Annotated in this window: 17 protein-coding genes; 5 read left to right on the top strand and 12 right to left on the bottom strand. The window is 58.3% G+C overall.

What is annotated here, in order from left to right; genetic code table 11:
• Window positions 1–50: 50 nt before the first annotated feature.
• Window positions 51–2,525 carry a leucine--tRNA ligase gene (leuS, locus tag HMPREF9163_RS11240; RefSeq protein ID WP_037347107.1) on the bottom strand — a complete coding sequence of 825 codons (2,475 nt, stop codon included), beginning with the start codon at window positions 2,523–2,525 and terminating at the stop codon, window positions 51–53.
• A 254-nt stretch (window positions 2,526–2,779) separates the two neighbouring features.
• Between leuS and HMPREF9163_RS11245 the strand changes: the two genes are divergently transcribed.
• Window positions 2,780–3,532, top strand: coding sequence for a sulfite exporter TauE/SafE family protein (locus HMPREF9163_RS11245; RefSeq protein WP_037347112.1), 753 nt, complete (start codon window positions 2,780–2,782; stop codon window positions 3,530–3,532).
• 51 nt (window positions 3,533–3,583) lie between these two features.
• On the opposite strand, the gene HMPREF9163_RS11250 is transcribed toward HMPREF9163_RS11245, so the two are convergent.
• Together HMPREF9163_RS11250 and HMPREF9163_RS11255 are read right to left on the bottom strand one after the other, a co-directional pair.
• Window positions 3,584–5,686 (bottom strand): methyl-accepting chemotaxis protein, encoded by a 2,103-nt coding sequence (locus HMPREF9163_RS11250; protein ID WP_009441931.1) that lies wholly within the window; start codon window positions 5,684–5,686, stop codon window positions 3,584–3,586.
• A gap of 50 nt (window positions 5,687–5,736) precedes the next feature.
• Window positions 5,737–7,086 carry an amino acid permease gene (locus HMPREF9163_RS11255; protein WP_009441932.1) on the bottom strand — a complete coding sequence of 450 codons (1,350 nt, stop codon included), beginning with the start codon at window positions 7,084–7,086 and terminating at the stop codon, window positions 5,737–5,739.
• 153 nt (window positions 7,087–7,239) lie between these two features.
• Here HMPREF9163_RS11255 and HMPREF9163_RS11260 point away from each other — a divergent pair, with 153 nt between their 5' ends.
• Together HMPREF9163_RS11260 and HMPREF9163_RS11265 are read left to right on the top strand one after the other, a co-directional pair.
• Window positions 7,240–7,866, top strand: coding sequence for a hypothetical protein (locus HMPREF9163_RS11260; RefSeq protein ID WP_009441933.1), 627 nt, complete (start codon window positions 7,240–7,242; stop codon window positions 7,864–7,866).
• Window positions 7,867–7,868: 2 nt separating this feature from the next.
• Complete coding sequence (locus HMPREF9163_RS11265; RefSeq protein ID WP_009441934.1) at window positions 7,869–8,519, top strand: YigZ family protein; 651 nt, start codon at window positions 7,869–7,871, stop codon at window positions 8,517–8,519.
• 26 nt (window positions 8,520–8,545) lie between these two features.
• Here the strand turns inward: HMPREF9163_RS11265 and HMPREF9163_RS11270 are convergent, their stop codons facing one another.
• Entirely contained in the window at window positions 8,546–9,226 is a 681-nt protein-coding gene (locus HMPREF9163_RS11270; RefSeq protein ID WP_009441935.1) for a Crp/Fnr family transcriptional regulator, read from the bottom strand.
• Window positions 9,227–9,421: 195 nt separating this feature from the next.
• Here HMPREF9163_RS11270 and HMPREF9163_RS11275 point away from each other — a divergent pair, with 195 nt between their 5' ends.
• Window positions 9,422–10,771, top strand: a complete 1,350-nt coding sequence (locus HMPREF9163_RS11275) for an MFS transporter (protein ID WP_037347147.1) — start codon at window positions 9,422–9,424, stop codon at window positions 10,769–10,771.
• A gap of 69 nt (window positions 10,772–10,840) precedes the next feature.
• Here HMPREF9163_RS11275 and narI read toward each other — a convergent pair whose 3' ends face one another.
• From narI to HMPREF9163_RS11295, 4 genes are read right to left on the bottom strand one after another with little or no spacing between them, the layout of a single operon-like run.
• Window positions 10,841–11,506, bottom strand: a complete 666-nt coding sequence (narI, locus tag HMPREF9163_RS11280; protein ID WP_009441937.1) for a respiratory nitrate reductase subunit gamma — start codon at window positions 11,504–11,506, stop codon at window positions 10,841–10,843.
• Window positions 11,506–12,036 (bottom strand): nitrate reductase molybdenum cofactor assembly chaperone, encoded by a 531-nt coding sequence (gene narJ / locus HMPREF9163_RS11285; RefSeq protein WP_009441938.1) that lies wholly within the window; start codon window positions 12,034–12,036, stop codon window positions 11,506–11,508. The genes narI and narJ overlap by 1 nt, the downstream gene beginning before the upstream one ends.
• On the bottom strand, window positions 12,036–13,457 hold the full coding sequence (narH, locus tag HMPREF9163_RS11290; RefSeq protein ID WP_009441939.1) for a nitrate reductase subunit beta: 1,422 nt from the start codon (window positions 13,455–13,457) through the stop codon (window positions 12,036–12,038). Before narH ends, narJ begins: the two co-directional genes overlap by 1 nt.
• On the bottom strand, window positions 13,447–17,142 hold the full coding sequence (locus HMPREF9163_RS11295) for a nitrate reductase subunit alpha (RefSeq protein ID WP_009441940.1): 3,696 nt from the start codon (window positions 17,140–17,142) through the stop codon (window positions 13,447–13,449). Before HMPREF9163_RS11295 ends, narH begins: the two co-directional genes overlap by 11 nt.
• 265 nt (window positions 17,143–17,407) lie before the next feature.
• On the opposite strand from HMPREF9163_RS11295, the gene HMPREF9163_RS11300 reads away from it, so the two are divergent.
• Window positions 17,408–18,736 carry a threonine/serine exporter ThrE family protein gene (locus tag HMPREF9163_RS11300; RefSeq protein WP_009441941.1) on the top strand — a complete coding sequence of 443 codons (1,329 nt, stop codon included), beginning with the start codon at window positions 17,408–17,410 and terminating at the stop codon, window positions 18,734–18,736.
• Between the two features lie 67 nt (window positions 18,737–18,803).
• On the opposite strand, the gene HMPREF9163_RS11305 is transcribed toward HMPREF9163_RS11300, so the two are convergent.
• From HMPREF9163_RS11305 to HMPREF9163_RS11320, 4 genes are all read right to left on the bottom strand, one after another.
• The gene (locus HMPREF9163_RS11305; RefSeq protein WP_009441942.1) at window positions 18,804–19,787 is read right to left on the bottom strand and encodes a dipeptidase; all 984 of its coding nucleotides are present in this window, start codon (window positions 19,785–19,787) and stop codon (window positions 18,804–18,806) included.
• Between the two features lie 17 nt (window positions 19,788–19,804).
• A complete protein-coding gene (locus tag HMPREF9163_RS11310) occupies window positions 19,805–21,019 on the bottom strand; it encodes a DUF819 domain-containing protein (RefSeq protein ID WP_009441943.1) in 1,215 nt (404 codons plus the stop codon).
• A gap of 104 nt (window positions 21,020–21,123) precedes the next feature.
• Window positions 21,124–22,230: an alanine racemase gene (gene alr, locus HMPREF9163_RS11315; RefSeq protein WP_009441944.1), complete on the bottom strand. Its 1,107-nt coding sequence runs from the start codon at window positions 22,228–22,230 to the stop codon at window positions 21,124–21,126.
• Window positions 22,230–23,315, bottom strand: a complete 1,086-nt coding sequence (locus tag HMPREF9163_RS11320; protein WP_157049446.1) for a hypothetical protein — start codon at window positions 23,313–23,315, stop codon at window positions 22,230–22,232. The genes alr and HMPREF9163_RS11320 overlap by 1 nt, the downstream gene beginning before the upstream one ends.
• Between the last annotated feature and the right edge of the window lie 129 nt (window positions 23,316–23,444).

Below are 23,444 nucleotides of genomic sequence, written 5' to 3' on the forward strand. Positions count from 1 at the left end.
GATGATTGATCTCTCCCTTTTTCTTCCTTGAACTGAGGTGTTATACCTATTTATCCCTTGACAACAATATTGACCAACTTGCCGGGCACGCAGATGACCTTTACGATCTCCTTGCCCGCCGTGAGTTCCTTCGCGCGCGGCAGCTCTGTGACGATGCGCTCCATCGCCGACTTATCCAGATCGGTGGCAATCTTCACGCGGTCACGCACCTTGCCGTTGATCTGCAGAACCACCTCGATCTCGTCCTGCGTCAGTGCAGATTCATCGTAGGCAGGCCATTTCTGAGCGTGCACACTGCCTGTAAAGAGGCGTGCCCAGAGTTCCTCCGTGATATGCGGCGCAAACGGCGCGAGCATCCGCAGGAGCGCGCTCCCCGTCTCGCGTGCAAGTGCGGGGTTGAGCTCCTTGTCCTGAAATGCGTAGAACGCATTGACAAGCTCCATGATGGAGGAGATCGCCGTGTTGAACATGAAGCGGTCGCGCACATCCTCCGTGACCTTCTTGATGGTCGTGTGCAGGACGCGGCGCAGCTCCGCTTCCTCCGGTGTAAGGATCGCCGTATCATAGGACGCCGGCGCGCCCTTGATCGCCTCCTCGAACTGCAGGAGGATGCGCCAGACGCGGTTCAGGAAGCGGAATGCGCCCTCGACGCCCTGATCGCTCCAGTCCAGATCGCGTTCCACGGGCGCGGCAAAGAGGATAAAGAGACGCGCGGTGTCCGCACCGTACTTCTCGATGATCTCCTCGGGCGAGACGACGTTGCCGAGCGACTTCGACATCTTTGCGCCGTCCTTGATGACCATGCCCTGTGTGAGGAGGTTCGTGAATGGCTCGTCGAAATCGAGCATCCCCGCATCGCGCAGCACCTTCGTGAAGAAGCGCGCATAGAGGAGATGCAGGATCGCATGCTCGATGCCACCGATGTACTGATCGACAGGCGCCCAGTAGTTGACCTTGTCCCGATCAAAGGGGCGCTCCGTATTATGCGGATCGGCGTAGCGGTAGTAGTACCACGAGGAGCAGATGAAGGTGTCCATCGTGTCCGTCTCGCGCGTCGCGTTGCCGCCGCACTTCGGGCATTTACAATGGAGGAAGTGCTCGCTCGATGAGAGCGGCGACACCGTGCCCTGCTCGAACGACACATCCTCGGGCAGGCGTACGGGCAGTTCCTCCTCGGGAACGAGCACCTCGCCGCACGCCTCGCAGTTGATGATGGGGATCGGTGCGCCCCAGTAGCGCTGGCGCGAGATGAGCCAGTCGCGCAGACGGTAGTTGACGCGGCGCTTGCCGAAGCCCTGTGCCTCCGCCTCGTCGATGATCGCCCCCATCGCCGCGTGCATCTCCATGCCCGTGAACTTGCCGGAGTTGATCAGGAAGCCTTCCTTCTCGACGTAGGCTGCCGTCATATCTTCAAGGCGCAGCTCGCCCTCGGGCGGACGAATCGTGAGGATCTTGCGGATGCCGTACTTCGTCGCAAACATCCAGTCGCGCTGATCCTCGGACGGAACAGCCATGACGGCGCCCGTGCCGTACTCGAAGAGGACGTAGTTCGTGATCCAGATCTCGACCTGCTCCCCGTTGAACGGGTTCGTGCAGTACAGACCTGTGAAAATTCCTTCCTTCTCCGACTCGCTTGATGCACGCTCGATATCGGACTGCTTCTTCACGCGCGTGCAGAACGCGCGGATCTCGTCCGCCTTGTCGCTGATCGCGCAGATCTGCTCGACAAGCGGATGCTCTGGCGCAAGCGCGAGGAAGGTGATGCCGAACACGGTATCGGGGCGCGTCGTGTAGACGGGGATCTCCGTCTCGAGTGTGGGTGCGGGCAGACGGAACTCGAGTCCCTCGCTGCGTCCGATCCAGTTCTCCTGCATCGTCTTGACGCGCTCGGGCCAGCCCGGAAGTTTGTCGAGGTCGGCGAGAAGTTCGTCAGCGTAGTCCGTGATCTTGAAGAACCACTGTGCGAGGTTCTTCTTGTGCACCTCAGACTTGCAACGCCAGCATTTGCCGTCCTCGACCTGCTCGTTCGCGAGCACGGTGCCGCACGTGTCGCACCAGTTGACGGACGCCGCCTTCTTGTAAGCCAGCCCCTTCTTGTAGAACAGCTCGAAGAGCCACTGCGTCCAGCGGTAGTAGTCCTCGCGGCAGGTGATGACCTCGCGCGACCAATCGTACGCAAGCCCCAATGCGCGCTGCTGGCGCTCCATGTTCTCAATGTTCGCATACGTCCACTGCGCGGGGTGCACCTTGTTCTGGATCGCCGCATTCTCTGCAGGCATGCCAAAGGAATCGAATCCCATCGGGTGCAGGACGTTGTAGCCCTCCATCGTCCGAAAACGCGCGACCACGTCTCCAATCGAGTAGTTGCGGACATGACCCATGTGGAGTTTTCCCGACGGATAGGGGAACATCTCAAGCACGTAGTATTTCGGCTTCGTGTCATCCATCTCCGTATGGCAGCTGTGCGCACTCTCCCAGTGCTTCTGCCACTTCGCCTCAATCTCCTGCGGGCAATATCTCTCCACTATACTCTTGCTCCTCCCAGTATCCAAACCAAATCTCACAACAAAACCGTGAGATATTTTCTTTTAATAGTTTTGATTCATTATACATGAAACGGGATGAACGCGTCAATCATTATTCATATTTTTCGTCACAAAAATACGGACTTTTTTCCTATATTCCTATCCATCTAAATACGACGGCATACCTCGTGCATTCCCTGTTTGTTCGTGGTACAATGACGATGCAACATAATTTTTATGAAGGAGGGGTATCGTTGGAGCACTATCTTGCGGGTGTCGCCGCACATATGGGGCCAACGCTTGCGATCTTCTTCGCGGCATTCATCCAATCCATCACGGGCTTCGGTCTCGTCATCATCGCCGCCCCCCTCCTGATGTTCTTCTACGAGCCGAAGCTGACCGTGCCGATCATGCTGCTGCTCGCATGCAGCGGTAACGCCGTACAGGGCTTCCTCATGCGGCGGCAGGCGAATCTGCCGCTCGTGCGCTGGATGTATCTCGGCATGCTCCTCGGCCAGCCCGTCGGCTTCTTTTTCTTCACCTACATCTCGAACGACGCGCTGAAGGTCTTCATCAACGTTGTTGTCCTGCTAAGTCTCCTCCTCATGCAGATCTCGCACCGCCGCATCCCGGAATGCCGGCGCAACACGATCATCACGGGCATGCTCTCGGGCTTCACGGCGATCACGACGGGCATGGGCGGTCTGCCGTTCCTGATCTACCTTGCCTACACCTCCATGCCTCCTAATGTCTTCCGTGCAACCTGCTTCGTCTACTTCTTCCTCGGCAATGCAACCTCACTCGTCAGCTACCTCATCGGCGGTTTTCCGCTTACGGCGGCATTCAACGAGTTCATCTATCTCCTGCCCGCGCTCGCCGTCGGCATCATCGCGGGACGCGAGAGCATGCGCTTTATGCCTGCCGCTCTCTTTCGCAAACTCGTCTTCGCTATGCTCTACGTCGCCTCCACCTATACCATCGTATCCATTCTAATGAAATCGTTCTGACACAGAAAAAGCGCGGATGATGCCGCGCTTTTTCTGTGCTGTGAAATTTTCTCAGCGAATGGAGCGGAGCACCGTCTCCAGCTCATCGTAGCGCTCGGTCAGCTGCGCGCCGAGCTTTGCCATACGATCAATGGACTCCGTCGAGCGGCGGATTGCACCGAGGCCGCCGTCGAGACTCTTCTTCAGCTCCTCAATGCGTCCGTCGAAACCATGCTCGAAATCCTCGACCTGATCCTCAAATGCCTGATTCGTTGCCAGCATCTTGTCGATCTCCTGCACGTCACGCAGGAGCTGGCTGATTGCCTCATCCGACGCCTCGAGGCGCTCACGCGTGTTCTCGGAGAGTTTTCGCACCTCGCCCGCAACAACGGCGAAACCACGCCCCATCTCGCCCGCACGCGCCGCCTCGATCGCTGCATTGAGCGCGAGGAGATTGATCTGCGCGGAGATCTCCGTAATCATGTTCATGACCTGCTCGATCTTTTTCGTGCTCTCCGTGAGACGTTCGAGCTTCGGCGTGATCTCAGCATTCCGTCCGAGTAGCTCCTTCGTCATGTCGCCCTGACCGCCGAGCCCGCTACTCAGCTTGTCAATGAGACCGGAAACGCTCTCGGCACTTTCGCCGACGCGCATCATCATCTTGGACATCCCTGCCATCTCGCCGCGGTACTCGTTGAATTCACCTATAATACTGTCCTTGAGGCGCCCAATGATCTCAAGACGGCTGACCTCGTGCTCGAGGAAGGATTTCTGACAGAGCGCATAGACGGATGGGAAGCGGTTCATATAGCCGTCATAGAAGCCGCCGCCCGAGAGCTGATAAAAGAAGATCGCCGTCAGCGTCTCGTTGATGTGCATACCTGCGATTTCACCGAGCGCGGAGTAGCCCGCCACAGGGAATCCGTCAAAGAGGTCGGCACGGCCGATTTCGTCCGAAAAAGTCAGACGGCGCAGGATGCAGTCATTCATCACGACTCCGATGGGCGCGGGTTTGCCCTTGGAAAATCCCGCATAGTCCGCCTGCAGCGTCTCGAGGAATTTTTCACGGCGCATGAGATAGAGCTCTTCGCCCGTCGTAATGTCACAGAAGAAGTGCATGCGCTTCGTCGCCTCGTCAATCTTCTGCAGAGAGCGGATGTAGAACTGATTGCCGACGTGGGTTGCAAATGTATAACCCGCAAGCGCATCCGTGAGTGCCGAGACACTCGAGACATGCAGATAATCCATCAGCACATCCGCGAATAATACGGGACGTCCCTCGGCATCGGCAACGGTGTCCACGGTGCGGAACGTCGCATCCGAGCCGATGATCGTCCAGTGCGCCCCCGTCTCCTCCGCTGCCTGCGTCTTGAACACGGAGTAGCGGTAGTCCCCGGCAAGCTTCACCACAAGGATAACGGCGTGGTTCTCTAGCACCTGTGTGCCGTTGTAGATGTAGGTATGGGAAAAGTCGAGCACACCGCCCGCGCTGCCGCCGACGTACGGGCAGGGCAGGCTCTCCGCCTCGTAGAGTGCCCGCAGGACAAAGGACTCGCACGCGCTCACGCCGTCGACGTAGACAAAGGCAAAGGTGTCGTCGAAACGCACAGGAAACGGTATGCGCTCAGCACGCACGTCTGCCGTGATCTTCGCAACGCGCTCGGCGGGTGTGAGCGTCACCTCCCCGCGCCTCATATCCTCGTTGTGCAGGGGGATCGTCATCATATAAGACTGAGCAATCATGCGCTTGCTGAACACCTGCAGGAGCACCTTCGCACGCCCGTCCGCCGCATCCATATAGTAGGAGCGCGTGCCCGGAGTATGTGTCAGCTCGCCGCAGGTCGTCATGAGCAGGAGCTTCACATCAGGCGGCGAGGCAGACTGCACGGCGCGCGCCACATCGTCCATCGCGAGATCTGCGGAGATAAAGCCGAGCACAATCGCAGGGCCGCCCGGCACATCGTAGAGCTCACGCAGACGTTCCGCCGTCAGCTCACTGCGCGAGAGATAGGCAGACTTCATGTCGCTGCCGCCCACCGTGCCGAGCCCGGCAAACGGCGCACGCGTCTTCGTTCCCTCTTCGTGCGCCTGCGGCTCCACGGCAAGAGGCTTCGCCTTGATCCGGTCCGCGAGCGAGACCTCTTCCCTTTTCTTATTCCCAAACAATCCGAACATAATTTACCTCCCTATCTGCAAAGGTGCTTTAATGTAATTATAACATCTCTCTACCTTCCCCGCAATAAGCGATAGAGAATCATGGGAACAACGAGCATGGGCACACCGAGATAGAGCGCGGAACGCAGCTCAGGCATAAAGATCATGAAGGCGAGGCAGAAGACCTGCGCCCAGATGCCGAAGAGGGTCACGTACGGAAAAAACGGCATGCGGTAGCGCAGGAGCTCCACCTGCCCCTCCGCCTCGAGCCTGCGCCGCCGCCGATACTGACTCCAGCAAATCGAGATCCACGCCACCGCGCCCGAGAAGCCCGAGAGCGCGAGCAGATAGGTATAGAGTTCGGCGTGCGGGTTCATCGCATAGATCGCAATGACGCCCCAGCAGAAGAGGATGGAGGCGTAGATTGCGCGCGAGGGGACGCCCTTTGCGCTGAGTCCCTCGAGTACGCGCGGTGCCATGCCCATGGTCGCAAGCGCGTGCACCGTCCGCGCCGCACCGTAGAGCCCCGAGTTCGAGCAGGAGATCGCCGCTGTGAGCACGACGAGCGAGAAGAGCGCTGCGAGATGCGAGAATCCGTGCTCGGCGAGCGCCGCCGCAAAGACGCTCTCGCTGAGCGAGGCGTGATCCCACGGCAGAATTGAGATGAGGAGGGTGATCGGCACGATGTAGAGCGCGATGATGCGCCATGTCACATTGCGCACCGCCGTCGGTATGCTGCGTGCGGGATCGGCAGTCTCTCCCGCCGCGAGGCCGATGATCTCTGTCCCTTGAAAGTTCACAAGGATAATAACCATCGTGAGTGCGATGCTCCAATAGCCGTGCGGGGCGAAGCCGCCGCTGCCGAGCAGAATACGCGTCCCGATATAGCCCTCCTCACCGATGAGTCCAAGGCAGATGAGGAGCGCGACCACGCTGAACGCAACGAGCGCAGTCACCTTGATGAGCGAGAGCCAGAACTCGCTCTCACCGAATTTATCGACGCGAAACAGATTGAGAATGGTGACGATGAGACCGAAGAACACCGCCCACCAGATTGTCCCGATCTCCGGGAAAAAGCCATTCATGATGATGCCGGCGGCGATCATCTCCGACGGCACATAGGAGACCCATGTCACCCAATACGACCAGCCGACACCGCACGCCCACGTCGCCGAGATATTCTCGCGCGCGTAGACGACAAAGGAGCCCGAGAGCGGCTTTTCCACCGCGAGCTCGGCGAGGCAGAGCATGACCGCGAGGACGATGACGCCCCCGAGGAGATAGGAGATCATGGCAGCAGGTCCCGCCTGCTCGAGCACATAGCCCGTTCCGAGGAAGTATCCGCTCCCGATGACGCCGCCGAGAGAGATGAACTGAAGATGTCTGTGCTTCAGCTTCCGTTTCATTGTCGATTCGCCCATGGGCTTTCTAACACGACCTTTCTTCCCGATTGCACTGGATGAAAATGCGCCTTTATCATACTACAAGAACGCATAGATTACTACGATTTATTTGACAAAGCTGTAAATTTTTATTATCATCATTAGCAACTATGTAAAGGAGGAGCTAGTATTATGAAATTCAGAGCCTTGCTGCTCGCTCTCGTGCTTGTCATCACGGTCTCGGGCACAACGAGCGCAGCCGTCACCGAGCATCGCGAGTCGACGACAAATCTCTCCATCGCCTATCCTGTTCTCAGCCTCGAGGACGCTGCTGTCGCGAATCTCATCAATGCCGACATGGAGGCGCTGGCGGGGAGCGTGCGCTCTGCCTACGAGAGCGGCGCATTCTATCGCGGCGAGTTCGGCTATCGCGTCCACCTCGACGATGACAACTTCCTCTCCGTGACGTTCACGGATCTGCGCTACGAGCTGCGCGGCAACCAGCCGACACGCCACGACTACGGCTACGTCTACTACAAGAAGACGGGTCAGCGTCTGCCGCTCGCGTTCTTCGTCCACGTCACACCGTCCGATCTCGACGGCGAGGCGGTGAATGGACATCTCTACAACGAGCAGGGACGCAACACCCCCATTCAGCCCGAGAAGTCCGTGCGCGAGGTACCGACGAACTACTTCCTCGGCGGGCGCGGCTATGTCTGCCCAATCTTTCAGGCGGGTGAACTGACGGCGAGCACGGGGCCGACCTACATCCTGCTCGACGCAAGCATCATCGACTACTTCAACCGCAAGAACAAATAACGATGGAAGCCTATACGACCATCACAGGGGAGATACCGGCGGGCGGTGTCTCCCCTGTTTTGTATGAGATTCAGCGCTCGCGCTTCCTCGCCTATGCCATCCACGCAGAGGACGAGGAGGAGGTGCGTGCATGGCTCGCATCCGTAAAGAAGGAGCACTACGAGGCGCGCCACGTCCCCTATGCAATGGTGCTCGGGGCGCGTGCCGACCGCCAACGCTCGAGCGATGACGGTGAGCCGGGCGGCACGGCGGGCAGCCCCATCCTAGAGGCAATCAAGGCGCGTGAGATTACAAATGCTGCTGTCGCCGTCGTGCGCTACTTCGGCGGGATCAAACTCGGTGCAGGCGGGCTCATCCGCGCCTATGCACACGCGGCAGGTCTCGGACTCGAGGCAGCGGCAAAGCTGCGCATGACGCCGCTGCATACGATGTACGTGCAGCTCGACTACGACCTCCTCGCAGCCGCCGAACGCTATGTACGCGATGCTGCATTACAAACGGGCGAGACAAACTATGCGGACGCCGTCACCCTCGCCCTCCTCGTACCGACGGGCGACATCGAGCTCCACCAGCGTGCACTCACCGATCTTACGGCGGGGCGAGCGCGATACCAACTCGGTGACCAAAAGTATAGTGCTGTACCGATACCATAACAAAAAACGCCCCGACGGGCGTTTTTTTATTCGATATTGCAGATGTCCTTGCCGCAGTTCTCGCAGTGGATCTCCGCCTTGAGAAATTCGATGTCCTTGATGAGGATGAGGTGACCACGCATCGCAATCACATCATTCTTTTTGAGATCGGCAAGCATGCGGTTGAGACTCTCGCGCGCGGATGCCGAGTAGTTCGCAAGTTCCTGATTCGTCAACGGCACGGAGATGAGAATCCCCTCATCCGTCTGCATCCCGTAGCTGTTCGCAAGGCGAATGAGCGTCGAGTAGAGCGCACCCTTCTTCCCGTAAAGCACAAGGTCACGGAACTTCAGATGCTGCTTGCGCATGTGCAGACCGATCAGCTTGAGAAGCGCAATTGATAGATGCGGGTGCTTCTCGAGATAGGATTGCAGCACGGGGAACTCGATCGCATAGACCTCCGACGCGCTGCGTGCAACCGCACTGAAAATATAGGTTGGAGTTTCCTCATAGAGCGGTAGCTCGCCGATAAGACTCCCTTTCGTCGCAAGGCGCAGCGACAGGACGCGCCCTGACTCACCATATTTTACGATAAAGATATGCCCCGAGCGCACAATGTAGAAATAGCGCGCCGACGTGCCCTCACGAAACAGATACGCCCCATCATGCAGCGATATCACCTTCCCCGGGATCGACATCATCTCCCGAATGAGCGCCTCCTGATCCACAAGTCTCACCTCCGTTCATTTCATAGGACTCACCTATCATATTTTTTAATATTATCGAAAAAACTATGAAAAACCTGTGACATCGGTCACATCCAAGAGAAAAATTTTTCACTATAATTTTTTCATATAAAATTCATAGGAAACTCTGATAAGGCACAACCTTCCTCAGTGTTTCACGAAATCATTATGGGAGAGATGCAAATGGAAAGCAAAGACATCCTCGCCGCTCTCGGTGAGAATCCGTCACGGCGCGACATCCTCGCGCATTGGGATCCGGAGAACGAGGCATTCTGGAAGAAATACGGCGAGCGCGTCGCAAAACAGAATCTCTACACCTCGACGTGGGCGCTGACCCTCGCCTTCGTCGCGTGGACGATGTGGGCGACGATTGCCGCACAGCTCAATCAAGTGGGCTTTCACTTCACGGACAACGAGATCTTCACGCTCGCAGCGCTGCCGGGACTCGTCGGCGCAACGGGACGACTCATCTACACCTACCTCCCCGCTATCGTCGGCGGGCGCAACTGGACGTTCATCTCGACCGCCCTCCTGCTCATCCCGCTCATCGGTCTCGGCAATGCCCTTACGGACACAACGACGACCTATGATACCTTTGTCCTCCTAGTAGCAGGCATCGGCATTGCGGGCGCAAACTTCTCTTCGTCCATGGCGAACATCGGCTTCTTCTTCCCGAAGTCACAGAAGGGTCTCGCCCTCGGCATCAACGCCGGCATCGGCAACCTCGGCGTTTCGCTCATCTACCTGACTGCGCCGATGCTCCTCGGCGCGAGCTTCGGCGGCCTCTTCGGTGAGCCGCTCATGAACGCGGCGGGCAAGGAGGTCTACCTCCAGAACGTCTGCTACTTCTGGGCGATTCCGACCGCGCTCACCCTCGTCCTCGTCTGGATGTTCATGGACAATCTGCCGATTCCAAAGCAGAGTCCGCGCAGCATGATGTCCATCTTCGGCAACAAGCACACGTGGCTTATCACGGTCATCTACACCTGCGGCTTCGGTTCGTTCATCGGCTACTCTGCAGCTCTCGCACTCCTCGTCAACCGCGAGTTCCCCGAGGTCTCCTTCGCCTACGCGGCATTCCTCGGGCCCTTCATCGGTGCGGGCGTGCGCCCCATCGGCGGCTGGGTCACGGACAAGGTCAACAGCGGCTCGAAGGTTACGTTCTACTCGCTGCTCCTGATGCTCGTCGCCTGCGTCGTCACCGTGCTCGGCATTCAGGCGCACAACTTCGCGCTCTTCTTCGGCGCGTTCCTCGTCCTCTTCTTCTCGACGGGGTTCATCAATGCAGCATCGTTCCGCATGATCCCGTTTGTCTTCGAAAATCCCGTGCACGCCTCGCTCGTCACAGGTTTTACAGCAGCAATTGCAGCATACGGTGCCTTCTTCATCCCGAAACTCTTCGGACTTTCGTACGCAACGCAGGGCAGTGTCATCCCTGCATTTTACTTCCTCATCGGCTTCACCGTCGTCACCATCATTATTACATATGTATTCTACGCACGCAAGGGCAGCGGCATCAAATGCTGATGCACGCCCCCCGCTAAAAATCCCCCTTCGCACGATTTTCGCGCGAAGGGGGATTTTCTATCCACCGATTTATTTTTTACGATAGATGATCGGATTCCTTACAAGGTACTCGAACGGTGCGCTGAGGCAGTGGACGAGGCGCGTGAACGGGAAGAGGAACGCGACTGCCATCCATGAGAACATGTGGATACGGAACATGAGCGGCACGTTCTCCATGTAGTCGATCTCGGGGCTGAGTGCGAGAACCGAGCGGAACCACGGCGAAATCGTCTCGCGATAGTCGAACCCGCCCTGCACGGCATTCAGCGTCGTGGACGCGCAGCCCGTAAAGATCGCAAGGAAGAGGAACAAATAGAGCCACTTGTCCATCGTCGACGTATTGACCGCCATCCTGTCCTTGCCGAAACGGCGGATGAGGAGCAGGACAAAGCCCCCGAAGAAGAGCAGCCCTGCGGGCGCACCGCCGCCGAGCGCGATCATGTGGTAGAGGTGCTCGTTGATCCCCGCCGCCTCGGTCATGAACTTCGGGATGAGCACGCCAATGACGTGCCCGCCAAATGCCATGACAAGACCAAGGTGGAACATGGGTCCCGCGATCTTCAGGTCGCTCTTGGAGAGGAACTGACTCGACTTCGTCGTCCAGTTCCGCTCAGAAACAGTGTAGCGCACAATCGTCCCCACGATGAGGAACGTGAACGCGATGTAGGGGAGTATGCCCCATGCGAATTGTTTCATTATGCTGTCCTCCCTTCGAGTCCCGCCGCCTCCGTGAGCACGACATCGAGGAGAAACGCATAGGGCAGCTTCGCCTCGATCAGACGGTCGCGCAGGAGTTCCAGTTTCGGACGCACCTCGGTCAGGATGTGCAGTGCCTGTTTATCCGGCCCCGCTGCCGCAAGTTCGAGGATCGCGGGCAGGTAGTCGGGCAGTTCGTGATCGAGGTCATAGCCCGCATCGAGGAAAAGCTGCTTGTATGCGAGCATTTCCTCGGACTGCTTGCCGAAATCCGTGCGGTTGTGCGTTGTGAGGTAGAGGTTCGTATTCTGCGAGAAGTCAAAGGCACGTACGTAGGCATCCTCGAACTCCTGTCTGTCGCTCTCGCCGATGTAGCCAAAGAACTCCTCGAACACCTCGCGCGACTGCGGACGCTCGACATCCGCAACTGCCGCTGCATGGGTGGGAACGCCCTCCCACCACTCTGCCGAGGGGTACTCGAACAGGTAGGAGGTGAGGAGGAGCGGTGTCTGAATGCGGTTCGTATCCATCAGCAGCACCCTCCGGGACAGGCATAGCCGACCGAGCCCTGCAGCTCGCGCAGTTTCTCATGCGTGACATCCTGAAGCCCCGCAGGGATGTTGAAACGCTCGCGGCGTTTCGCAAGCCCGAGGAGACGGTACATCGCCTCGTAGGTTTCCACATCGTGCGTCAGATTCGCAGGCAGAGCATCGCCCGTCTGCTTTGCACGCATGACGGCACGCAGTTCGAGGAGGACATGCAGCACGCGCTCGATCGCCGCCTCGTCGCCCGCCGTGAGGAGCTGTGCGAGGTAGGCGACAGGGATGCGCATCTCCGCCGCGCCCGGGAAGAAGACCTTCTCCTCGACGCGCCGTGCAATCGGGCTGAGGGGCGGGACGTACCAGACATTCGGCAGCGTGCGGTACTCCGGATGGAGGGGGAACGCGAGCTGCCACTCGGCGATCAGCTTGTGTGCGGGCGAGTTCTGTGCCGCACGCATCCAGCGGTCGGGGATCCCCGCCTCCTTTGCCGCCTTGACCACCGCAGGGTCGTTCGGGTCGCAGAGCGCACCAAGGTATGCCTTGTAGATATCCTTCGGATCGGGGGTGGATGCCGCCGACTTGACCTTGTCCGCATCGTAGAGCAGGACACCGATATAGCGCATACGCCCGACGCAGCCATCGCTGCACACGGTCGGCAGACCGTTCTCCAGACGCGGGAAGCAGAACGTGCACTTCTCCGCCTTGTTCGTCTCCCAGTTGTAGTAGATTTTTTTATAGGGACACGACGGAACGCAGTGACGCCAGCCACGGCAGCCGTCCTGCGAGATGAGCACCACGCCGTCCTCGTCGCGCTTGTAGATCGCGCCCGAGGGGCACGCCGCCACGCACGCGGGGTTGAGACAGTGGTTGCACAGGCGCGGCAGATGCTTCATGAAGATGTCGTGGAACTCGAGCGTGATCTCCTGTCCGATCTTCGCGAGGTTGTAGTCCTTGCGTGCGGACGCGCCGTCGGCGAGGTCGTCCTCCCAGTTCGGCCCCCACTTGATCTCCATGCGCTTCTGCGTGATGAGCGAGCGCGGGCGGGCCACGGGCTGATGGTTGCGCCGCTTCCCGTGAATCAGCGTTTCGTAGTCGTACGTCCACGGCTCGTAGTAGTCGTCCATCTCGGGCTGCTGCGGATGGTAGAACAGCTTTGCAAGTCGCGTTGTCATGCCGCCGGTCTTGAGGCCGAGTTTTCCATCGCGCAGCTCCCAGCCGCCCTTCCATTTCTCTTGATTCTCCCACTGCTTCGGATAGCCGATGCCGGGCTTGGTCTCGACGTTGTTGAAATACATATACTCCGCGCCGCGCCGGTTTGTCCAGACGTTCTTGCAGAGGATGGAGCACGTATGACAGCCGATGCACTTGTCGAGATTCATGACCATCGCAATCTGTGCTTTAATCTTCAAGCCAATCTACCTCCTCCATGCGCCGCACGACAACGTACGAGTCGCGCTGATTGCCCGTCGGGCCATAGTAGTTGAAACCGTAGCTGAGCTGCCCATAGCCGCCGATGAGGTGGGTGGGCTTGATGTGGATGTGCGTCGGTGTGTTGTGCGTGCCCGCGCGCGTGCCCGAGATCTTCGAGCCCGGTACGTTGATGTGGCGATCCTGCGCGTGGTGCATAAAGACCGCACCGTGCGGGATACGCGGCGAGACGACGACGCGCGAAGCGACGACGCCGTTGCGGTTGTAGAGTTCGATCCAGTCGTTGTCCTTCACGCCGATCTCCGCCGCATCCTTCTCGCTCATCCAGACACTCTGTCCGCCGCGGAACATCGTGAGCATCTGCTGCGCATCGAAGTACATGCTGTGCGTGCTCCACTTGTTGTGGGGCGTGAGGTACTTCAGCGTGATTTCCTTCTGCGTGCCGTTCAGCGACTTGTTCATCGGACGGAAGTCGAGGATCGGGCGGTAGACCGCCTGTGCCTCGCCGAACTCACGCATGACCTCGTGATCCATGTAGAAATGCTGGCGCCCCGTGAGTGTACGGAACGGGATCAGCTCCTCCACATTGTTCGTAAAGGGCGTATAGCGGCGGTTCTGATTGCTGCCCGTAAACGTCGGCGCGGTGATCGTCTCGCGCGGCTGTGCGATGACCGCATCATAGGTGAAGCGATCCTCCTCGCGATCCTTTGCGAGCTTCACGAGGTCATTCAGCCCCGTGCGCTTCTCCACCGCCTCCCATGCGCGGACGGCCGTCCTGCCGCAGGTCGTCGGGGACATACCGAGCACGGCGTCAATCGCCTGCCGCGCCTCGTAGATGGAGGGACAGCCGTAGGACACATAGTCCTTGTTCTGAATGATGCCGTTGCGCTGACGAATCTCCTCGTAGTCCTCCGCAGAGTCCCACGTATTGCCGTGGCTCGCCGTCTTGCCGCCCGCATTGGGTCCGAGCGCGATCCACTTCTCATAGAGCTTCGTGTAGTCAATCGTGTTCGAGGCGATGTTGGGCATGGTCTTGCCGGGGATCGGCTCACACTCGCCCTTGCTCCAGTCGCGCACGATGCCGTCCGGCTGCGCGAGTTCTGCCTCGCTGTCGTGCCCGAGCGGGGTCGCAGCGATGTTCGTGTACGGCGTGAGCTTTGCGTCCTTTGCCACCTCAGACACCGCCTGTGCCAGTGTGCGGTAGATGTCCCAGTCCGTCCGCGACTCCCAGAGCGGGTCGACCGCAGGCTGGAAGGGATGGACAAACGGGTGCATATCCGTCGAGGAGAGGTCGGTTTTCTCGTACCACGTCGCCGTTGGCAGCACAATGTCGGAGTAGAGCGCGTTGCCCGCCATGCGGAAATCGAGCGAAACGAGGAGGTCGAGCTTGCCCTCGAGCGCGCCGCCCGGCTGCATGAGCTCCTCCTTCTCGCGCCACTTGACCTCCTGCGGACGCGTCGCACAGTCCTCCTCTTGGAAGATGCTGTTCTCCGTGCCAAGGAGGTATTTGAGGAAGTAGTCGTTGCCCTTCGCGGACGAGCCGAGCAGGTTGCAGCGCCAGACAAAGAGGTTGCGCGGGAAATTCTCCGGTGCATCGGGGTCTTCCCATGCGAACTTCAGGCTCTTGTCCTTCAAGCTCTTGACGATGTATTCCTTGATGCCGTCCGCGCCCTCGAAGCCCGCCGCCTTTGCATCCGCAGCGAGGTCGTTCGAGCCACGGTTGAACGTCGGGTAGGAGGGTGCCCACCCCAGACGCGCCGCGAGCACAGCATAGTCCGCCGCGTGATTGTAGCGTGCATTTTCGTTCGCCGCCGTCAGTGCATCCGTCTGAATCTCGTCGCTGCGCCACTGGTCGGTCGCGAAGTAGTAGAACGAGGTAGAGTTGAGCAGCTTCGGCGGCGCCTGCCAGTCCGTGCCCGTCATGATACGCGCCCAGCCCTCGTTCGGGCGTAGCTTCTCCTGCCCGACGTAGTGCGCCCAGCCGCCGCCGTTGCGCCCCTCGCAGCCCGTGAAGAGCAGGAGGTTGACGATCGTACGGTAGACGACGTCCGCATGGAACCAGTGGTTAATGCCACCGCCCATGATGATCATGGTTCTGCCGTTCGTCTTGATGGCGTTGTCCGCGATCTCGCGTGCAGTCTTGATGACGAGATCGGGCGAAATGCCCGTGTACTTCTCCTGCCACGCGGGCGTATATGGGGTGTCGTCCTCGTACGAGCCTGCGCTCTCGCCGCCGATGCCGCGATCAATCGCATAGTTTGCAAGCGTGAGGTCATAGACCGTCGTGACGAGCACCTCGCCGTCCGCCGTCTTGACGCTGCGCACAGGCAGAGCACGCGTCAGCGTACGCTCCCTGCGATCGTTTCCGAAGTACGGCAGCTGCACCTCAACCGTCCCCGTCTTGTCATCCCAGACCGAGAGACGCGGGCAGATCTCCGCGCCCGTGTCGCGGTTCTCCTCGCGGATGTTCCACTTCTCCTGCGTCGACCAGCGCTCGCCGAGCGTGCCGTTCGGAATGACGATCTCGCCCGTCTTGTCGTCCACGACGTAGTAGCGGAAGTCCGCGTGCTTCTCGTCGCGTCCCATGTCGCGCGAGGAGAGCATACGCCCGGGGATGTACGTGCCATCCTCTTTCTTCTCGATGCGCACGAGGAACGGGAAGTCCGTATACTTCCGCGTGTACTCGAGGAAGAACGGCGTGGTTTTATCAACGTAGTATTCCTTGAGAATGACGTGCCCCATCGCCATCGCCATTGCGGAGTCGCTGCCGACCTTGAGTGGGATCCACGTATCCGCGAACATCGAGGACTCGGCATAGTCGGGCGCGATGGAAACGACCTTTGTCCCCTTGTAGCGCACCTCCGCCATAAAGTGTGCGTCCGGCGTGCGCGTAAGCGGTACATTCGAGCCCCACGTGATGAGGTAGCCCGCATTGTACCAGTCGCTCGACTCGGGCACGTCCGTCTGCTCGCCCCAGATCTGCGGGCTCGCGGGAGGCAGATCGGCGTACCAGTCGTAGAACGAGAGTCCGACGCCGCCCATGAGCTGCATGAAACGGATGCCCGCCGCATAGCTCAGCATCGACATTGCAGGGATGACAGAGAAGCCGAAGATGCGGTCGGAGCCGTAGGTGTACGCCGTGTAGAGCACGGAGGCGGCGATCAGCTCGCTGACCTCCTGCCAGTTCGAGCGCACAAAGCCGCCCATACCGCGCGCCTGCTTGTACTGCTTCTTCTTTGCGGGATCGGAGGCGATGCTCTTCCATGCCTCGTACGCATTCGGATGCGCCGCACGCGCCTCACGCCAAAGAGCCGCGAGTTCCCCGCGCATATACGGGTACTTCACGCGGTGCGGACTGTAGAGATACCACGAGAACGTCGTCCCGCGCGGGCAGCCGCGCGGCTCGAAGTCCGGCATATCCGGCGCCGTCTCCGGATAGTCGGTCGCCTGATTCTCCCACGCCACAATGCCGTTCTTGACGTGGACGTTCCAGCTGCACGAGCCCGTGCAGTTGACCCCGTGCGTCGTGCGGACCGTCTTGTCGAACGACCAGCGGTCGCGATACATGTTCTCCCATGCGCGCCCGCCCTCGTGTGTCTCATTGTGACCGTCTGCGGATTTCGACGTCGGAATCAGATACTTAAACTTTTGAAAGATACTGCTCACGCCTTCACCCCTCCATTATTTTGGCTTTCATTGAAAAGGCTTATAGATACGATATAATTTTACTATATAGGCTTTTACGTGCATGTGAGTAATGTCACATATTTATAAATTTTTATAGCTGAAACTTATTCTTTCTATCGCTTTTATCTATCATAGAGTATTTGTCCATCTGTATACCGGATTTCTTATTTCACGCCGATAATCTTCTGTGATATAATGACAAAAATATTGTAAGCAGGTGAGAAAGGCAGACCGTGATGCTCCTATGAACACTGAACTCATACAAAATGCCTCCAAAGACAGCAATAAAATGCTCAACCACAAGATGAAGATCCTGCTCGACATCGGGCAGACACTCATGGAGAACGGCGCGGACTGTTCGCGCATCGTGCGCGATATGCGGCGCGCGGCAGTGCACCTCAGGATTCCCTCCGAGCAGATCCAGTCGCACGTCACCTACACGACGCTCATGCTCTGCGTCAGCGACGGTGAGCGCTCCTTTACACAGTTCCGCAAATGTCTGAAGCACGGTGTCAACCTCGCCGTCCTCGCCGCTGTCAGCAAGCTGACATGGCGCATCCTGCGCGGCAATACGCCGCTGGATCCAATCGAGCGCGCAATCAACCGCATCCGCGAGCGTCCGCTCTGCTATCCCGACTGGATCATTGCGCTCGGCGCCGCCGTCGGCTCGGGCGGCTCGTGCAAGCTCTTTGGCGGCAGCTGGACAGAGGCGCTTGTCGCCACCATCGCGGCGCTCATGGGTTTCCTCGCCCACCGCACGAGCACGCGATACGCCTTCAACCCCTATGCATGTGCCATGATTACGGGCTTCGTCGCAACGCTCGGCGCATGGATCATCCCCGTTGCGCTCGGGCTTCCTACGATGTGGTATGCGCTCGTCGCCTGCACCATCTTCCTCATGCCCGGCTTCCCATCGATCAACGCCGCGAGCGACCTGCTGAACCGCTTCACCACCTCGGGCATGACGCGCGCAATGGACACGATGCTCATCATCGGCGGCATGACCTTCGGCATCGCCTTTGCCATCCTCGTTGCGGGCGTACACAATATTTCGGACGTGCACATACAGCCGACCGACAGCTATCTCAATCAGGCGATTGCCGCCATCCTCGCGGCAGGCGGCTTCTCCATCATGTTCAACACACCGAAGAAGCTGCTCGCCATCGTCGCTATCGAGGGCATTGTGACCATGCTCATTCGCAACGTCCTGATGCTCGAGTTCGGACTGCCGCAGGCAATCGGCTCCTTCGCAGCAGCAGCCGTCGTCGGCATCGCCGCGCTGAAGATCATCCATATCGTTCACACGCCGAATACCCTGCTCATCATCCCGCCCGTCATCCCCCTCATCCCCTGCGTCCTCCTCTATCGCCTCCTCTTCGCCGTCCTGCACATCCAGACCATCTCCGTCGAGGAGCTGCTGGAGGCGCTGCGCTTCGGCGTAAACGGCGTCACCATCATCCTCGCCGTCGTCGTCGGTGTCTCCATCCCGAACATCTTCATCCAGAAGCGCATTGAGGCACAGCAGCAGCGCGAGATCAGCGCCATCATCGCACAGCGAGAGACGGAGGACTGAATCCTGTGCATACAAATAGGACTGCCATTCGTTTGGCAGTCCTATTTGTATGCGGCAAAGCGCGTATTCAGCCGACGATCTCGGAGACGATGCGCATGAAATTCCCATGCGCAATTTTCTCCAGATCTCCCGCACTGTAGCCCCGTTTTTTCAAAATATCAAGGAAGTGCGGTACATCTGCCGCACTCGTGAGATCCGCAGTCATCTCCTCTGTATGGACGAACGAGGCGAGCGTATCGCCCGGCAGATAATCGCAGAAATCAAAGCCGCAGGCAATGTGATCCACACCGACGAGCCCGGCAATGTAATCGACATGATCTGCCAGCCGCTCCGCACTCGGCTGCTCCGCCGCGATGAACTCCGGCCACGCATTCATCCCGATCACGCCGCCGCGCGCGGCGAGCGACTTGATCTGATCGTCCTTCAGATTGCGCGCGTGCGCACACAGCGCGTAGGCATTGGAGTGCGAAGCGATGAACGGCTTCTCCGTGTGCTCATAGATATCCCAGAAGGTCTGCTCGTTGGCATGGGATACATCCACGATCATCCCCAGCGCTTCCATGCGCTGTACAGCTCTGATGCCAAGCGGCGTCAGCCCTGCATCTGCATGGGGACTGCATGCGCCATTGGCAAACTCGTTGACCTCGTTCCACGTCAGCATTGCATGCCGAACGCCCCACGCATAGAGCACATCCAGGAAGTCGACCTGCCCACGCAGACCGCTCAGCCCCTCCATGCCAAGGAGAATTGCCAGCTTTCCCTGTGCGCAGATGCGCTCAATATCCGCTGCACAGTATGCAGTCTCTGCGACATCCGCAGCCTCCCTCAGCTCCGCACAGGCAGAGGACATGATCTCAACCATACGCTCCGTCGGCGTATCCGTGTACGGCGGATCAATCCATACACAGCAGGTCATCGCTTGGATATTGCCCTCCTGCAGCTGCGCGCTGTGACAGCGGCGGATAACCGACTGCTCGCCCTGCTGTCTGCGCAGGGTGACATTGGTAAACAGATCTGAGTGCGCATCAAAGACGCTTATCTTTGTATTCATTCATTGCTCTCCCGCATCTATGCGCCCAAGATACTGCCGACAATAATGCCAAGATACGTTCCTATGACATAGCCGAGCGTACCGACCAGCATTGCGGGTCCTACGAGCTTGTTCCATCCCTGCGAGATCGCCATGCCTGCCGCCGTGGTCGGGCCGCCGATGTTCGCATTGGAAGCGATGATAATGTCCTCTAGGTCAAATTTGAGCAGCTTCCCGCCGATCAGGCAGAAGAGCATATTGACAACCACCATAATCAGGCAGAAGACGAAGAGCAACGGTGCATTCGTCAGAATCTCCATAATGGAGGCAGGCACGCCGATGACAAAGAAGAACATATAGATGAAGAATGTACCGATTTCCTGCGTGCCGTTCATCGAGCTCGCCTGCTTCTCAAAGAACGTTGCAAAGATCATCGAGATCATCGTGATCCAGACGTACTGACTGCCGAGGAAGGTGTTGCACATCTTCGTGAACCAGTTCGCGTCTGCGGGGATCAGTCCGCCGAGCGTTGCACCGATGAATTTCGACACAGTGACGACGACGACCGCATAGGTGACACACATAGCAATATCCTTGAGCGAGATGTCCTTGCGTCCCCAGTAGGTCGCCGCAAGCGTCTTCCCCTCATCGGATGCCCCGTTCTTCTCCACATCATCGATCAGAGGATGCGTATACATGCTGCGGAAGAACGAATTCCCCGCAATTCCGAGGAGGATCAAAAAGTAGATCGCCATATTGAGATTGTCCGCGACAATCGTCGATGAGACGAGCGTACCGCTGACCTTGAAGGCATCGGCAAGCGCTGTAAAGTTGACACCACCGCCGATGTACGACCCCGTCATCATCGCTGCGACCTTTGGCAGACCGTCGATTGCAGAGCCCAGCAGGACACAGCCAAGGAGCGCGCCCGCAATGGTTCCCGCCGCACCGATCAGGAAGATTACGAGCAGACGGCCCGTCTCCCTCCAAATCTTCAGGATATTGGTCTGGAGGAGCAAGAGCGGGATAGCGATGGGCACGACATAGCCCCATACGATATCATCGTAAAGCTCCGCATGCGGCGGAATAATATTCGTATTAACCAAAACCAGTGCAATAATCAGGGCAATGACAGCGCCCGAAATGCGGGACGCCCAAGCATATTTCTGCTCCAGATAGACCGAAACCGCTACCGCGAGCAGCATCACAGTCATCAATACCCATGTATTCTCAGGGCTGACCAAGGTATTCATATCTGTTCCTTTCTTTCATAATGATAAATAAACGGAGCCGCCGCGGACAGAAACATATCCGCAGCAGCCCCGCTCTTTGGTAGCGTCACGCACAGAAAATTACGCTACTTGACATAGACACGAGGGACGCGCTCAGAGACGAGGAAGACGACCTCATAGTTGATCGTATTTGCCCAGCCTGCGACCTCGTCCGTCGGAAGGGTCTCCGAGCCGAACAGCGTGCAGACATCGCCCATCTGCGCCTCTGGAATGTCCGTAATGTCGATCATGAACTGATCCATGCAGACACGTCCCGCAATCGGGGCACGCTTTCCGCAGACCTCCACACTCCCGCCCGCATAAGCACGGATGTATCCGTCCGCATAGCCGACCGGCAGAGTCGCGATACGCGTCTCACGCTCTGCGATGAATTTCCGTCCGTAACCAACGGATTCGCCTGGCTGAATCGTCTTGACGTAGACGATGCGCGCACAGAACTTCATGCATTGACGCAGGTCGATGGGGCGCGTAACCTCATCCGACGGCCAGAGCCCATACTGTATGATGCCCGCACGCACCATGTCGAAGTGCACATCGGGGATCTCAAGAATTGCAGCCGACTCGGCAATATGTTTGATGGGAATGTGAATTCCTGCCGCTTCGATTGCATTACATGCCTCTTGGAAGAGTTTGACCTGATTTTTCGTAAAGGTCTTATCCGGAATATCCGCCAGAGCGAAATGGGAGAAGACGCCCTCAAGCTCCACATTTGGAAGTGCGGCAATCTTCTTCGCCGTCTCAGCGGCATCCTTCGGATGAACGCCGATGCGCCCCATACCGGTCTCAATCGTCAGGTGAACCTTTACCGTTTTGCCCTGACGCACAGCCTCCTTCGAGAGCGCCTCAACGAGATCCATGCGGCAGACCGTCTGCGTGATATCGCCGTCCACAACCTCACGCGCACTCTCCGGCTCCACGAGTCCGAGAATGAGGAGTGGTGTCGTAAATCCCGCTGCACGCAGCTTCAGCGCCTCGGAGAGGGTTGCAACAGCCAGATAGTCTGCGCCTTCCTCGAGCGCCACGCGTGCAACGGCAATCGCCCCGTGACCATAGGCATCCGCCTTGACCACGGCACAGAGCTTTGCGCCCTTTGCAATACGCGAGCGGATCTCACGGTAGTTGTGGGCAAGTGCCCCCATATTGATCTCCGCCCATGCTGCACGATTCGGCATCAGGACTCACTCCCCTTCGAGAAGAACTTCATGCGGATGAGTTTGATCGACATGAGAGCCATGACGATAAAGCCGATGTAGCCGTTCAGACCATACACATAGTTGAGCATCATGTGATAGGGCACGAACATGCCGAAGAAGAAGCCAATGGCTGCAAGACCGAGCGCCCACATCTTATACTTGGCCGAGCCCTCTTCTCCAGTGCGTGCGACTGCCGTCCAGAGCAGCGGGCACGCCGTCGTATAGACCGCGACGAAGATCAGAACGCCGAAGATGGTCGTGAGACCCGGTGAGAGGCTTGCCACAATGACGAGGTTCGGAATCTGAACCTGATAGAGATCCGTGATGCGGCTCATGATCGAGAGACCGATGATCGTGTTGAGCACAACGAGCAGAACGGTGGAGAGGACGTTGGCGCGGAACAGCGTCTTGAAATCTTCACGCGCACCAAGGACGGCGCTGAAGTTTGCAAGCATCAGGATGCTGTAGCCGCCGTTCGACATGCCGGACATGAACCAGTTGCTGCCGACGCGCGTCATCTCGAGTTGACCGGAGGAGATGAGGTCTGCATTTGCTGCAAGCGTGTCAATGTGCTGAACGAGATGGACAAAGACCATACCGACGATTGCAAAGAGAAGCGCCGGCGTGATGCGCCCGATGATGTCAACGAGCTTACCGAGGCCAAGCGCCACCGACCCGCCTGCGAGAATGGCAACAATTGCAGCGCCGACGTAGACGGGAAGTCCATATTGCTGCTGCAGTGTAGCGGCACCACCGGCGACCATGACGCAGTATGACAGATAACAGAAAAAGACCGTAAACCAGTCAAAAGCCTTGCCAAGGAACGTGCCATTGTAGAAGATGAACGCCTGCTGTCCGGAGGTCGCGTTGTGATCGCGTCCTGCAAGAGCAAAACCGTAGTTAGCAACAATGAAGATGATCGCAATGACGACAGCCGTGCCGAAGATCATCCAGCCGTTTGCCGTATAGTACTGGAGAATTTCCTGTCCCGTTGCAACGCCGGTTCCAATCATGAAGCCCAGATAGGAGCCTGCAAGAATGCATACGCGTTTCCATGAAGCCAAGTGAACCAGTCCTTTCAGTTTCTCAAAACGCTTTACTTTACTTAAAAAGGGGGCTGTTTCACGGCACATATGGAAACATATGGGAGTGAAACAGCCCCCTCAGCAGTCAGAGTGGAGAATTACTTCAGG

Source organism: Selenomonas sp. oral taxon 138 str. F0429 (assembly GCF_000318175.2).
GTDB classification, from domain to species: Bacteria; Bacillota; Negativicutes; order Selenomonadales; family Selenomonadaceae; genus Centipeda; species Centipeda timonae.